10 protein-coding genes are annotated in these 14,119 nt (G+C 41.1%); 4 read left to right on the top strand and 6 right to left on the bottom strand.

The genetic code is table 11. The annotated features are described in order from the left end of the window. Nucleotides 1–15 precede the first annotated feature (15 nt). From OWEHO_RS00360 to OWEHO_RS00350, 3 genes are all read left to right on the top strand, one after another. The gene (locus OWEHO_RS00360; RefSeq protein ID WP_014200459.1) at nt 16–528 is read left to right on the top strand and encodes a hypothetical protein; all 513 of its coding nucleotides are present in this window, start codon (nt 16–18) and stop codon (nt 526–528) included. A 274-nt stretch (nt 529–802) separates the two neighbouring features. Then, on the top strand, nt 803–2,209 hold the full coding sequence (locus OWEHO_RS00355) for a DUF5723 family protein (protein ID WP_014200458.1): 1,407 nt from the start codon (nt 803–805) through the stop codon (nt 2,207–2,209). Nucleotides 2,210–2,462: 253 nt separating this feature from the next. Next, nucleotides 2,463–3,194, top strand: coding sequence for an SDR family oxidoreductase (locus tag OWEHO_RS00350; protein WP_014200457.1), 732 nt, complete (start codon nt 2,463–2,465; stop codon nt 3,192–3,194). A 795-nt stretch (nt 3,195–3,989) separates the two neighbouring features. Here the strand turns inward: OWEHO_RS00350 and OWEHO_RS00340 are convergent. Continuing rightward, nucleotides 3,990–4,322, bottom strand: coding sequence for a hypothetical protein (locus OWEHO_RS00340; RefSeq protein ID WP_169312744.1), 333 nt, complete (start codon nt 4,320–4,322; stop codon nt 3,990–3,992). A gap of 158 nt (nt 4,323–4,480) precedes the next feature. Further along, the gene (locus OWEHO_RS00335) at nt 4,481–5,680 is read right to left on the bottom strand and encodes a lipoprotein N-acyltransferase Lnb domain-containing protein (RefSeq protein WP_223252701.1); all 1,200 of its coding nucleotides are present in this window, start codon (nt 5,678–5,680) and stop codon (nt 4,481–4,483) included. Between the two features lie 180 nt (nt 5,681–5,860). Here OWEHO_RS00335 and OWEHO_RS00330 point away from each other — a divergent pair, with 180 nt between their 5' ends. Then, on the top strand, nt 5,861–8,068 hold the full coding sequence (locus tag OWEHO_RS00330; RefSeq protein ID WP_014200454.1) for a heavy metal translocating P-type ATPase: 2,208 nt from the start codon (nt 5,861–5,863) through the stop codon (nt 8,066–8,068). Between the two features lie 139 nt (nt 8,069–8,207). Here the strand turns inward: OWEHO_RS00330 and OWEHO_RS00325 are convergent, their stop codons facing one another. The 4 genes from OWEHO_RS00325 to OWEHO_RS00310 form a co-directional block, all read right to left on the bottom strand. Continuing rightward, the gene (locus tag OWEHO_RS00325) at nt 8,208–9,752 is read right to left on the bottom strand and encodes a T9SS type A sorting domain-containing protein (protein ID WP_014200453.1); all 1,545 of its coding nucleotides are present in this window, start codon (nt 9,750–9,752) and stop codon (nt 8,208–8,210) included. An 11-nt stretch (nt 9,753–9,763) separates the two neighbouring features. Next, a complete protein-coding gene (locus OWEHO_RS00320; protein WP_014200452.1) occupies nt 9,764–11,590 on the bottom strand; it encodes a thiol-activated cytolysin family protein in 1,827 nt (608 codons plus the stop codon). Between the two features lie 111 nt (nt 11,591–11,701). After that, nucleotides 11,702–13,564, bottom strand: coding sequence for a tetratricopeptide repeat protein (locus tag OWEHO_RS00315; RefSeq protein WP_014200451.1), 1,863 nt, complete (start codon nt 13,562–13,564; stop codon nt 11,702–11,704). A gap of 84 nt (nt 13,565–13,648) precedes the next feature. Then, the gene (locus tag OWEHO_RS00310; RefSeq protein WP_014200450.1) at nt 13,649–14,053 is read right to left on the bottom strand and encodes a hypothetical protein; all 405 of its coding nucleotides are present in this window, start codon (nt 14,051–14,053) and stop codon (nt 13,649–13,651) included. Between the last annotated feature and the right edge of the window lie 66 nt (nt 14,054–14,119).

The raw sequence follows: 14,119 nt of genomic DNA, 5'->3' as shown, positions 1-14,119 counted from the left end.
TCTAACAAACACATTATGAAAAAACTAATGCTTGCAACCTGCCTTCTGGCTATTCTTGTTTCATGCACTAAAGAAGACCCGAACACCTATTTAGACCTTGACTTTCGTTGCTCTCAGAGTAGTCAATCCGCTTATAAGAATATCAACTTTAAAGTAGAAAAGGTGATGCTCCACAAAAAAAACGGTGATACCGTGCAATATCAAAATCTTCCAAACTCAAGCAAAGACTTCTTTTTTAGTTTTGAAAACCCTGAACCAATATGGTTGGATTCGTGGAAACTAAAGCCGCTTTACATAAAACATATTGAGTTGGACATTTCTGAAATGACCTTAAAAAAAGACTCTACCTACATCACATGTAAAATACCTGAATACTGGAAATGTATTTATAAAGACGTGAATTCCAATTTAGAAAAATCAAGCGGCCACTGGATATCTATTGGCCTTGACTTGCGCAAAACGGTTATTCTGGATTCAGCAAATGAGTATTGGATAAAACCTGTTTTTTCACCTGGTTTCGGAGTCTAACAAAAAATCACACCATCAAAAACAAAAATGCCCTATCTTTTTTTGACGGGGCATTTGTGTTTATAGCCTAAGCACTGGGCCTACAAGTAAGCTGCTACGCATGAGTAAAGCTACTGCTCCGCAGAATATTTGGATCCAACTCGAATGACAAATCAATACTAGCTTAAAATTATTCAATGAAGCCGAACGTTATCTAATTAGCTGTTCATCTTCTAACATTCTCTAAATACATTTATATGAAGTAAGATTTACTTACAAATCAAACATCCACAAATTGCTCAGGCTAAGAATCTATATTCTAATTCAATCCTTTCTTGTAGCTGCTTACGCTCAAAATCAACAAGGGCTTCAAGTAAGTAACTATAGCGGAACAACAGGCCTGGGCTACAACCCTTCCTCTTTTCAAGCCAGTCCATTAAAATGGGATTTCACCATCCTCTCAGGTGGTGTATTTGTTGAAACCGATTACATCTTTATTAAGAATACGAGTATTAATGAGTTATTCAATACAGATAAAGCTTTTGTAAACTTCAATGAAGAAGGAACTAACCGCTCTTCGGATTTTATTTACTATCAATTTAGAGACGCTAAAGTGTGGATGAATAATTCTATCAGTGCCTTTGCTGGAACTCCGGCTTTTGCAACACGTATCAACAAACACTTTTCCATTGGCTTTTACGCTAAAATGAGACAAGCTTTTAGCGCCAATCATTTAGATCATCAATTAAGCGAACCCAGTATAGCGGCTTGGATGGTAAACGAGACCCGAGACATAAAGCCTACCCGCCTGACGGCAATGCTTTGGAGTGAATATGCTTTAAATCTCGCCTATGGATATGTTAAAGGTGATAAAGTGTTCAGCTATGGCATCAACGCCAAATTCCTGATTGGCAATCAAGCCCTATTTGTAAATTCGCCAAATACTCTAGACTTAACCAAGCTGAGTGATGATATGGAAGTACCTTCTGCCGAATTGCAATATGGCTTTACCTACTTTGACGAAGATTTTAATCTAAACAACAACGGCCAAGGGCTTGGAATAGATTTCGGTTTTACAATTCAGGACAAAAAATATTTTGAAGAAACCGGCACCTGGAAAGTAGCTGCTGCTATAGCCGACCTGGGTTTTGTAAGCTTTAAAAACAACAGTGAGCAACATAGAGTTAGCACGAATCAGGTATCTACCATCCCCAATGCCACATTTGAACAAGCCAATAGCCTGAGGGAGTTTTCTCGTGAACTGAGCAATGCCTTAACCGGAGATCCAAACACTACTTTTCAAGGTTCAAGGTTTACCATATTCACACCGGCAGCGCTCAATGTTTCTGTGGATTACCACTTGTCAAAGTTTCTATTTACCAACCTAAATATATCGCGCAGATTTGTCCTCCATCCTCAGCAACTCCAAAAGGAAAACATAGCCGTAAGCTCTATTCGCTATGAAACCCGCTTTTTCGAAGTTGGCCTACCAATAACACTTTACAACGACAGAGACTTACGAGCAGGAGCCTGGATAAGATTAGGCCCACTCGTGGTTGGATCAGACAATCTTGCTCCCTGGTTTATAAAGCAAGACCAACTCTCTGGAGCCGATGTTTACTTTGCTTTGAGAATAAACAACTGGAATAGCAGCCTGAAAAACATGTTTAAAAACGACCAGGTGGAGAACTGTTATTGGTAAATAATGTGAAGACCCATCCATACTATACGCCCCTTCATACAGTAATTCGAAATTTCACACATAATATTCCCTACCAAGATTCAAAGGGAGACTCCATACATTGAGAAATTCACTTAATGGAAATCCTTAGTGCTGTGGCTTATTAAAACAAAAGAGTAGCTCCCCATATCTTCCATTTCAATTAAACATTTCCTAAAATGCCGTGTATATTTCTGTGTAAAGAATTTCTAATCATCTTATTAAAATTTAAGACATGGACTTAAAAAACAAGGTTGCAATAATAACAGGGGCTAATGGGGGCATTGGTAGCGCTATTGCTAAGAAACTAGATGAGAATGGCTGTAGATTAATTCTTACGGCACGTGATACTGCCGATCTAAAACATCTTCAAAAACAACTGAATAATACTGTCCAAATAATAGAAATGGACGTATCAAGCAATACGAGTGTAGAGAATGCATTTAAGCAAATACTTGAGAAAAATCCGACCGTAGATATATTGATAAACGTGGCGGGAGTTATGCCTCTTACTTACCTAAAAAACCTGCATCTTGAGGAATGGCTCAATACCATAGAAGTGAATGTAAAAGGTATACTGCGAACACTTCATGGTGCATTACCGTCTATGAAATCTCAAAAATCCGGGCATATTGTAAATATTGCATCGGTAGATGGAAAGGAGCTATATGAAGGTGGAGCTATATATGGTGCTTCAAAAGCTGCAATTATTGCTCTTTCTAAAGCCATGCGTATGGAACTCTCTCCTGAGTTTAATATAAAAGTTACATCCATTGAGCCTGGCACAGTTAATACCGACTTGCGAGAAGATATTACAGATAAAGAGTTACTGGATGATAAAGATTATGGCGGTGATGAACCTATGCTTAACCCAGAAGATATTGCACGCGCAGTAATATTTGCTCTCTCTGAACCCGATCACGTTAACATTAATGAAATTCTGATTAAACCAACTGGAAAGTCTTAGACACTTACAACCTTTCTCTTTTAATAAGCTCCATAAATTTAGCTTGTCTATCACTATTGCGTTTACAGAAAACGCAGAATTACTTCCACACATTATGAGGGAAGCAAGGTTGAGGGCAAAAAGAAATTGGCCTTGAATGTTTGGGTTGAGAGAGATTTCGAATTGGTACTGAGGCTTGGGATGGGCACGGATTATAACCGAGCTTGCGAGCTCAGCAAAGGTAAATCTGTGCTAACGAGGGCAGAGACTTGCGAGCTGGTGCCTGGATAAGAGTAGGTCCACTGGTGGTAGGCTCTAATAATATTACGCCTTGGTTTATTGAGCAAAACCAGCTCTCGGGAGCTGATATTTACTTTGCTCTGAGAATAAACAACTGGAATACCTGCTTGAAAGGTCTTTTTAAAAACGACAAAGTAGAGCAGTGTTATTGGTAATTCTAACTACCCCACCCCTACGGAGCACCCCTTCAAACATTGAAGGGGAACGTGTTGCGTGAAATTCCCCTTCGAGCACGAAGGGGTGGATTCCGCGCGTAGCAAGCGGAAGACGGGGTAGTTGAAATATATGCTCTCCTGTTCGTAGATTCTATAACTTGTCCGACATCTTTTAAAAATGAAGCTTTTAGCTGTAAACGAAATCGGAAGTTGCTCTTGATGGGGAAAAGGTTTAGGCTTTGTACTGAGGCTTCGGGCTGGCACGGATTACAACCGAGCTTGCGAGCTCACCAAAGGTAAATCCGCGCTAACGAAGGTCTACTTTTACTGTGTTTCACCTATTCATATTTTTCTCTAGTCCCTAAAATAAGAACCAACGTCCACCATCGCTAGTGTCAAAATTTAGACTATAAATAATTTTCTGACTATTTCCGTTATCTCCTGTAATATAGACTACTGAATCATTTGCTGACTTTTCAAACGAAGACCCAATCCCTACAATTGAATGTAAATATTTATCCTCATTTATATCCTTTAGTTCATCAGGAATAGAGTATACCGTATCATTTCCAAGCAACAGTAACATGCCATGATCTTTCCAAACTTCCTCAACCGTAAACGAGTACGCAGTATCATAAAACACCTGAGAGACTGGGTAGTCCATCCATGGCTCACAGCCAACAACCACTGTCAAAAAAACACATGACGAAATAAGTTTTAAGTTATTAAACATCTGTTAGGACTTTAACTTTTACACACATGATTTATAAGTGATAATAAATCCAACACTGATTGTAGCACCAATGTCCGATTAGTAAATTCATATTCGATGATTTCACAAGATTGGTTATCCTACTCATAAAACCTCTTCAACGACCACCTGATATAAACCGCCCTCACCATAATTAACAGCACAAAAGGAATAAGCGAATTATTCAAATCTTGAGGCCACCAAGGCCAGGCAATAAGAGTGATAAATGCCAGAAGTGCCGTAAGGGTAAAATAAGGTTTCAGCCAGTTGGGCTTTTTCTTTTTCAATAATATAAGCGCCACCGGAAAGTGTAGCGGAATAGCCCACAGAAGGTTCATGTTTTGGGCAGCAGCGCGATGATCGGTAGCAAGCCAAAGCACAAAAAGAAACCAACCAATAAGTCCAATAATGGAGAAAATAACCGCATCAAACCAATACAGCCCGCGCTTAGCATTGTAGCCTTGGTAGGTTATTAACAAACCCAAAACCAGCAAAGCCGTGAAATACAGAAAAGGCGTGTTCCAGTTGGTTTCTGCTTTTTCAGGCAGCGCTTCAAAAGTGTTCACCGTTTCCTTCACCAAAGGCTTCTCCCCCCTTTGCCCTTTTATGTAGGCATGGTCAAAACCCTGTTCCACATAGTCCGGCAAAAACATATACATCCATGGCGTGGCATTTTTGTCCATCGGCAAACCAAGGCAGAGGTCTATGCCCAAATCTCCCCACGGCTGCTCCTGCAGGTATATGTCGCACAAATCGCGGATGGTGTAATTGGTGGTGATATGCGAATCATCAAAACGCACGCTATCGCCCAAAGCTTTTTTCATCACATCGCGCACACGCGTGGCGCAATTGTCATAAAAGTAATCGTAGTAATAATGCATGTTTTCCTCCTGCGCATTCCATTGCAAAAAGTCAAACACCTTTTGATTTTGCGCTGGCGTAAGGTTCAAAATCTGTTCATGCACAAAACGATTTTCATCAATATAGCTATCCACAAAAGGCTGGTAACGTGAAACCGCAAGCCTGTACTTCAAATGCCCTTTGGCAAAATTGAGGTAGAAATTAGGTTGATTAAAATTGAAAACCCCATAATTATAAATCAGATCAATGGCTTGAGAAGGGTCATACACCCTGATAGCACTATGCCCAAAAGCAGAATATAACTCGCCCTGATACGGGCCACACGTCACGATTCGTATTTCGGCTTTGTCCGTCAGCTGAACTTGCGCAAAAGCAAATGTGTTGACAAACAAAAGAAGGAAAAGCAAGCATTTTTTCATGGGCGTGAAGATAAGTTTCATCTAGCATCCTACATTATGAAAATGTCAAAATGCTATAAATCTTCTCCATAGATGTGTAATTAATTACCAGGAGCTTTTTAGAACTTTGAATCGTTGAAAAGCTACAAGCCAAAAGGTTTTAGCCTTAAGTTTTCACTCTTCTATTTCAAAAGGAGAAGCACTTAATAAAAAGACAAGAAAATGTTAGTTAAAGAAACTTTCCCCGTAACCGGAATGAGCTGCGCCTCCTGCGCGGTGAGCGTAGAAACCATGCTCAAATCTACAGATGGTGTAAAAGATGCCGGGGTAAACTTTGCTAATTCTACCGCTTTCGCGGAATATGATTCGGACAAAGTATCCACTTCTGAGCTTCAGAGTGCAATCCAAAGCATAGGTTACAACCTCATCATCGAAAGTGAGGATCCTTACGCTGAGCAAGAAAAAATGCAGCAGGAGGAATACAAAAAAGTAAAGCGAAGATTTATCGGTTCCAGCATTTTTGCCCTTCCCGTTTTTGTGATTGGAATGTTTTTCCCTGACATGCCTTACGCACCTTGGATTTCAATGGTACTCACCATTCCTGTGCTATTTTACTTTGGGGCGCACTTCTTTAAAAACAGTTGGAAGCTTGCGCTAAAAGGCAGCACCAACATGGACACACTGGTTGCCTTGAGCACCGGAATTGCCTTTGCCTTCAGTGCTTTCAACACTATTTATCCTGAGTTTTTTGAAAGCCGTGGCTTTGCTGCGCACGTATATTATGAAGCCGCTGCCGTGATTATCGCCTTTATTTCTTTAGGAAAATGGATGGAGGAAAAAGCCAAGAGCAATACCACCACCGCACTTAAAAAATTGATGGGGCTACAACCCAAAATGGTGAAAGTGATAGTGGATGAAAAGGAAATAGAAATGCCGGTAGGTGATGTTCAAAAAGGACAAATCGTAATGGTTCGCCCTGGTGAGAAAATCCCACTTGACGGAAAAGTTACCGTTGGTAATTCTTTTGTAGATGAAAGTATGATAAGTGGTGAGCCACTTGCCGTAAAAAAGAAATCCGGTGATGAAGTATTTGCCGGAACGATAAACCAAAAAGGTGCCTTTAGATTTGAAGCCACCAAAGTGGGCAACGACACCCTGCTGGCACAAATCATAAAAACTGTTCGTGAAGCTCAGGGAAGTAAAGCCCCCGTGCAAAAGTTGGCCGATAAAATTGCCGGGATATTTGTTCCAACAGTAATTCTTATTGCCATCGCCACTTTTACGGTGTGGATGATTTGGGGTGGCGATGATGCTTTTACGCATGCACTGCTTACTACCGTTTCGGTTTTAGTAATTGCCTGCCCCTGTGCTTTAGGACTGGCCACTCCTACCGCTATTATGGTGGGTGTGGGCAAAGGAGCCGAAAACAATATTCTGATAAAGGATGCTCGTGGACTTGAGCTTGCTCATAAAGTTGACGCCATCCTTTTGGATAAAACCGGAACTATCACCGAAGGAAAACCCGAAGTAGTAGAGCAAATTTGGAAGGATGAAAACCTGCAAAATCAGGAAATACTTTTCGCCATAGAATCACAGTCTGAGCATCCTTTGGCTCAAGCCGTTACCAATTCTTTGAAAGAAAAAGTTGAAAAAAATCCCGCCATTTCAAGTTTTGAAAGCCTTACTGGACAAGGTGTAAAAGCTAGTGCTAATGACGAAACTTACTTTTTGGGAAACCGAAAGCTGATGGATGAGCATGGAATTTCCCTTTCCGGAGATTTTGCCACTAAGGCCGAAGAATGGCAACAAAAAGCCTACACGGTAATTTACTTTGCTAAGGGAAATGAACTACTCTCTGTTTTGGCAATAGCCGATAAAATCAAACCTACCTCAGCGGAAGCCATTCGTAAACTTCAGGATCAAAATGTGGAAGTTTATATGCTCACCGGAGATAATGAGCATACTGCCAAAGCCGTTGCCCAACAGGTAGGAATTAAAAATTATAAAGCCGAAACATTACCTGCTGACAAAGCCAACCTCCTGAAAAAGCTACAAGCCGAAGGCAAAACCGTGGCCATGGTAGGCGATGGCATCAATGACAGCCACGCATTGGCCGAAGCTGATGTCAGCATAGCAATGGGGAAGGGCTCAGATATTGCAATGGACGTGGCTACTATTACCCTCATCACTTCCGATCTGAACTCAATCCCTAAAGCTTTAAAGCTTTCATCTAACACGGTGAAAGGTATCCGCCAGAACCTATTTTGGGCCTTTATTTATAACCTCATCGGCATTCCTATCGCAGCTGGTATTCTGTACCCATTCACTGGATTCTTGCTAAACCCTATGATTGCCGGAGCCGCAATGGCGTTTAGCTCCGTGAGTGTGGTGCTGAATAGTTTGAGGTTGAAACGATTGTCTATTGAATAGTTACTAGTATCAATTTCTTTCTTTGAAAGTCCACCTCCGCTTCGTTCCTCAGCACCTCCGCCAGCGGAGGACATGCTCAACGTATCTCCCGCTGGCGGGAGTGCCCGAAGGGTGAGGGTGGACTTTTTTCCTAAAACAACTATTCCACCATCACCTTCCTACTTCCTCTCGGAATACCATTCTTATAAACCCTCAGTATGTAAAGCCCTGAATTTAAAGTGCTCACCTCCATCGTTCCGGAGCCTATTAAAGACATTTGATTGCAGATTTTTCCGGTTACATCAACTAGTTCAAGTTCGTAATCCCCAAATTGGTCTTCCATTTCAATATTCAGGACGCTACTTGCCGGATTAGGGTAAACTGAAATTTCTGTCAAGTCATTTTCAAATTCTGAAAAAGTATTTTCTCCAGCAAGAAACCGAGCTGCTGCAAAATCATAACTAGAACTACTGCTACCACTATTATAAGTATTATAGCTTGAGCCAACTACTACCAACCTGCCGTTGGGTTGTAATACTGCGTTATGCACATAATCATTACCGGTGCCCATATTTTTTGTGGAATAGCCATCCAGGCTAAATGACTTATCGAGTTTTCCTGTAGAGCTAAACCGAGCTACCGCAAAGTCACGATTCCAAATCCCATCTACGGTGCCGGCTACAATTATTTTTCCATCACCCAAAATAGCTACAGCGCTGGCATCAGCATCATCATTAAGCAAAGCAGCAGATGTCTTACCATTTACGCCAAAATTCTGATCAAGGGTGCCATCGGGAAATACCCGAGCCAAAGCGAAATTGTCGTGGCTATTTCCATCTTCCACGTAGCCAACCGCTACTATCTTACCATCAGCTTGCACCGCCACTCCTCTTGCAGAGGCCTTTTCGGTAAAGTTTATAATCAACACGCCATTACTACCAAAACTAACATCGGGTTGGCCATTGGTAGTAAATTGTACCAGAGCAAAAGTCTGCTGGCTGTTGACATACGTTTCTCCAACCCCAACAATCTCACCTGTGGGTTTCATCACATATTTGTATGCATAAATGGTGCTCGTTGGATTGATAATTACTGCCACTGCCGAGTCTCCGAAATTATAGTCAGGCATGCCATTACTTTGAAACCTCAATAAAACCGGCCTATTTCCACCATCTGAATAACGACCACCAACAATTATTTTTCCATTAGCCTGAACTCCCACATAATTGAAATTATGTGAAAATCCATCCATGGGAAAGAACACTATACTACTGTCACCAAAACTATAATCAGGCGTCCCGTCAGTCATAAGCCGCTGTAAACCCACACCATTATCATCACCTTCTTCAGCATATCCGGCAATAAGAATTTTCCCGTCTCCCTGAGCAGCAACAGCCGCTCCATAGGTATAGTCTGTTCCAAAATCCGTTATTACCTGGCCTTGACTTCCAAACTTTGGATCTGGGTTACCATTATTATCCAACCGGAAAATGTAGGTTTCACTCTTTCCTGAATTTCCTGATGGTCCTACTATCAGGATCTTTCCATCACCTTGCAGCGCTACTCCAAAAATCTGTTCATCCGAGCTCTTATCTTCATGTATAAATTTTCCATTTCCATTAAATGAAATATCAAGCTCCCCTTCCTGTGAAAGGAGGCTAAAGTGCATAATAACAAGACAAAATACTATGGTAATCTTTTTCATGATTTCAAATTTTAAAGGTCATACGCTGGTGAAAATCCATCCACTTTCTCCCACAGGCTATACTGCGTTCCTTGTTTATTAAAGAAAACCGTGTAGTCAATCGTGCCTATTCGCATATAGCAAGCTGCACCAAAAGCAGTAAATGGTGCCTTATTTCCATTTACCTCCAGCCCCGAACCTGCAATGGTATGGGCTGCCTGCCATTGTTTGCTTTGGGTATTATAAATAGAATACTCATCTCCTTCTTTATTAATTACCACAACCCCATGCGAATTATAAGACACCACATTAATGGAGGCCATCCCTGAGATTCCCTGCGCATTGAATGGACATCCTCCTCCGTGAAATGAACCTATATTTTTTACTGAAGTGTTACTAAAACTTGTAGCCCCGGCCATTTCCTGAAAAGCGTTTCCATTAAGATTGAAAAAATAAACCCCTCCAGTAACGGTAGGTGTTCTATGTACACCACCAGCTCCTACTGAGGTTAAATCAATCTGCCCGTCTCCTAAATCGCTCAACTCATAAGGACCTGTTAGTGTGTTATTATCTTCACTCACCAAATAGCGGTTTCCGGCTTTGTTAAAAAGGGCAATCCTATTGTAGCGCATGTTTACAGCTGCCCCTATGGCTCCAAAATCTTCCACAATACCTTCCCAATGTGAAGTGGCTGCTGGTGGCGTGTTTCCGCTGCCTATAGGCACACAGTTGGTCACATCATATTGATTGGCAAGCTGCACAGCTACAACTCTGTTATCATGAACACTTCGCACCACATAGCTCACTGGCTTTCCACTGCGGATATCTCCCGCACTGGCCAGTTTATTCACCAAACTGTCCAAAGTACTCGCGTCAACCACTGTTCTTAAAGTAGCCGAAGCTTCACCACCGTAGGCAAATACCTGTATTTTTAAGTTGCTGAGAGTACTCAGATAGCTGGCATCTACACTTCCGCCACCACTACTGGCTATGGCACTGAATGAACCTCTGATACCCGCCTCCAAATCAAAAGATGAAGCGGTAGATTCAATCAACATATAATAGGTGCGTCCGTAGGTAACATCCGAAACATAAGTTGCCGGATTTCCTGGACCTACATATTTCGCTAAATCTTCAGGAGTTACATTTTCAGCAAAAAGCTGATCCTTGCTCGTGGGGATGTCAAAGCTCATGGTGTAGTAGCTTTGATTAAGTTGAACTAGGTAGGAAGAATACGATTTATCAGTATTGAGATTTAGGTAGCCTTCCAGCTCCAAAAAGGCATTTTCATAATCAGCCTGCACAGCTAAAGCAAACTGCTGACGACTTTGAATATTCTTATAAGTAAAATTGAAGTTAGCAGGAATAACACCTGATGATTGCCCAATAATCGCGTTCATCGCATCGGTAATGGAACTCTTTTTCACCTCATCTACGGTAAAGGAAGATTGGTCATTTCCATCAATAATGTCGTACGAAATTGTTCCACCTGCTCTATCGACAGCTATTACATCTGGTGTGGCTTTGCGCAAAGAACTTCCCTGCAAAAGGCTACCAGGATAAATCACGTTGGCATTGGGATTAAACATCGGAAAACCGCCATCACCACCAGCGCCATCTTTGGCATCATAGGTTGTGGTAGTGCATCTCCAGCGCTGGCCATCCTCTGTTTTTTCACTACTGGATGAATCTACTACTATTGTAGATTTTTGAACTGGCGTAAATGTTCCTCCTTCTTCTATTACACTTTCAAAAGTTTCAGAAGCCGAATTTTGCTTCATGGGGTCGTCTTTGTCCTTTTTACAGCTCATCACAATGAGCAGAGCACAAAATGTGGCTACTAATAATCTTTTTAGCATGGCAAACGGGTATTTTGGTTTATAGCATAAAGGTTGCCCCATATCGCTTCAACACCAAAAAAACAGGGTGGACAAAAGGTGGACAGCCCCAATAATACCTGAATTCAGGTATTACAGCTTTACAATGTATTCTTGTAGGTTTTCATCTGACGGAAGCCCCAGCTTTTTACGCAATCTGTATCGCGCCTTTTTCAAGCCATCAGCAGAAATGTGAAGGATATTGGCCATCTCTTTACTCGAAAAATTCATTCGCATCAAAGCAGAAAGTCGGATATCATTTGCCGTAAGGTTTCCAAACTTGGTTTGCATAATTTTGATAAATGCAGGGTGTACATCTTCAAATATATGCATAAACTTATCCCAATCCTCAGTCTTAGTTTCTGCTCGCTGTATTTTACGAACCAGTCCATTCATGGCCGTATTTTCTTCTGCCTTTTCAGAAATTTCTTCTAGTTGCTCTTTAAATGAACGCAGCATTTCATTTTTCTCAGCTATCAGCAAAGCCTGATTGGTAAGCTCCCGCTTTTTGTTTTCCAGCTTTATCAGCAGCTGCTCCTGCTGTGCTGATTGCCTGTCCATTTCTACTTTATGTAGTTCCTCCTTTTTTTCAGCAATACTTCGATGGTGCTCTATTTTTGTGTTTTGACTTTTAAGGATCATAATAGCAATAATCAAAACCAAAAATATACCCACCCCAAGGGCAATGGTTCGTATACGCTGATTTGCCGACTTAGTTTTCAATAAGTCAATATCCGCCTGCTGAGCATTAAGTCGCTCTTCCTTTAGCTCGGTTTCATATTTTACCTTGAGCTCATTCAGTTGATTAGCACTAGCCATACCAAAAAGGCTGTCTTTTACTGCATGGTACAACTCCAAATACTTAATCGCAGAATCAGGTTGCTCGTCTCTTTTGTAAACCTCATACAATGCCATCAAAGAATGACCATACTCCTCATTGTAGCCTATCTGCTGATTGTATTCATAAGATTTTCGGGCATATTCAATAGCCTTATTATAGTTTTTTAACTCGCTATAGCACGTAGAAAGAAACTCCGCATTGTAGGCCTGTTGTGCCAGAAAAGATCCCTCCATTGCTCTACTATTTGACCTTTCAAAAAGCGTAATGGCCGAATCGTATTGCCCTTGATGATATTTCACCCGACCTAATTGCGCCTCAGCGTTCATCAGTAAATTATTGTCCTGTTCTTCATCAAAAATTGAAATTGCTGTCTTCAACAATGCTTCAGCAGTATCTTCCCTCAAAGTATAAATCAAGTCATTAGCCAGATTGGTAAGGATATAGGCATAGGTATGTTGATCCTCATTGTCATTGTAAAAGTCCGCTGCCTTTTTGTTGTAGCTAATGGCCTTATCTACTTCCCCGGTCATAGCCGAAAGTGAGGCCAGTTCGCTATAAACCCTTGCCTCATATCCTTCCTCACCTAAAGTTTGATACAGCTTCAATGCCTTGGTGTAGCTGTCAAAAGCCTCCGGGTATATACCAAGCTCTTTGAATGACAGACCAACATTAATATACCCGAATCCTATTCTTATGGAATCTTGAAGCAGCGTATACCACTCCAATGATTTTTGGTGATAAAAAAGCGAAGAGTCCAACTCTCCAGAATACAAATGATAAGCACCTAACCTCAAAAGTGCTTTTCCAATTTTAGCACTATCCTGTCCTTTCTGAAACTCCCTATACCTCTGGTGGGCCAGTATTTTTGCTGGTACAAACATTCCCTTGTTTGCTAGATTTTGCGCGTTTTTGCCAATCCAGGATAAGTAAGCACTATCGCTCATTTCAGACTTCGCTACTCTCATGGCCTCATTCAAGACCGATTTACAATCTGTTTGCTTTTCTACATAGCAGGTGGTGGCTTTCGCCAAAATATCATCTGCCTGAGCAAAAGCAGTAGACATTCCCGAGAATAAAAAGATGAAAATAATACGGTGGTTAAGTTTGAAATACACAGCGGTTGGTTTTTGGCTGTTTTAAAAATACAGATTTTAAAATGACTTAAATATTATTTCGCTGAGGTGTTAGCTGAGTGTATTTTATCTCTTCTTTACATGATTTTTCCATACCCAGAGCTCAGTCCATCGAGGGTCTGCCACTGTTGGGTTTGAATTTTGTCTGCCTATTAGAACTAAAAGACTGTCACTTGTCCAGTCAATGGCATACAGCTTTTGATTAATAGGAATCGTCTCGCTACTGAATTTTAATGCTTTCGGATAATTGGTGTCCTTTTCAAATTTTATGTACTCATCAACAAGAGTTGTGTCCTTTATTCCATGAATGCGCGGTCTATCTGGATTGTAATAATCTTGTAATTCAACTAACTCAGCATTCTCTATTCTTTCGCTTTGGTACTCACTCCCAAAGTATCCAACTACTCCCCCTGTCAAGGCTAGGGCTAACCATACTATCCAAAACCATTTTTTCTTAAATAACCCAAACATTGTCAATCTTTAAACCATCACAAATTCTATCTATAACCATCTGCCTGTTTGTAAACCCACATAGGC

The sequence above is a fragment of the Owenweeksia hongkongensis DSM 17368 genome (assembly GCF_000236705.1).
GTDB classification, from domain to species: Bacteria; Bacteroidota; Bacteroidia; order Flavobacteriales; family Schleiferiaceae; genus Owenweeksia; species Owenweeksia hongkongensis.
Note: the sequence above shows the minus strand (reverse complement) of the source record. Positions and strands in the feature narration are given on the sequence as shown.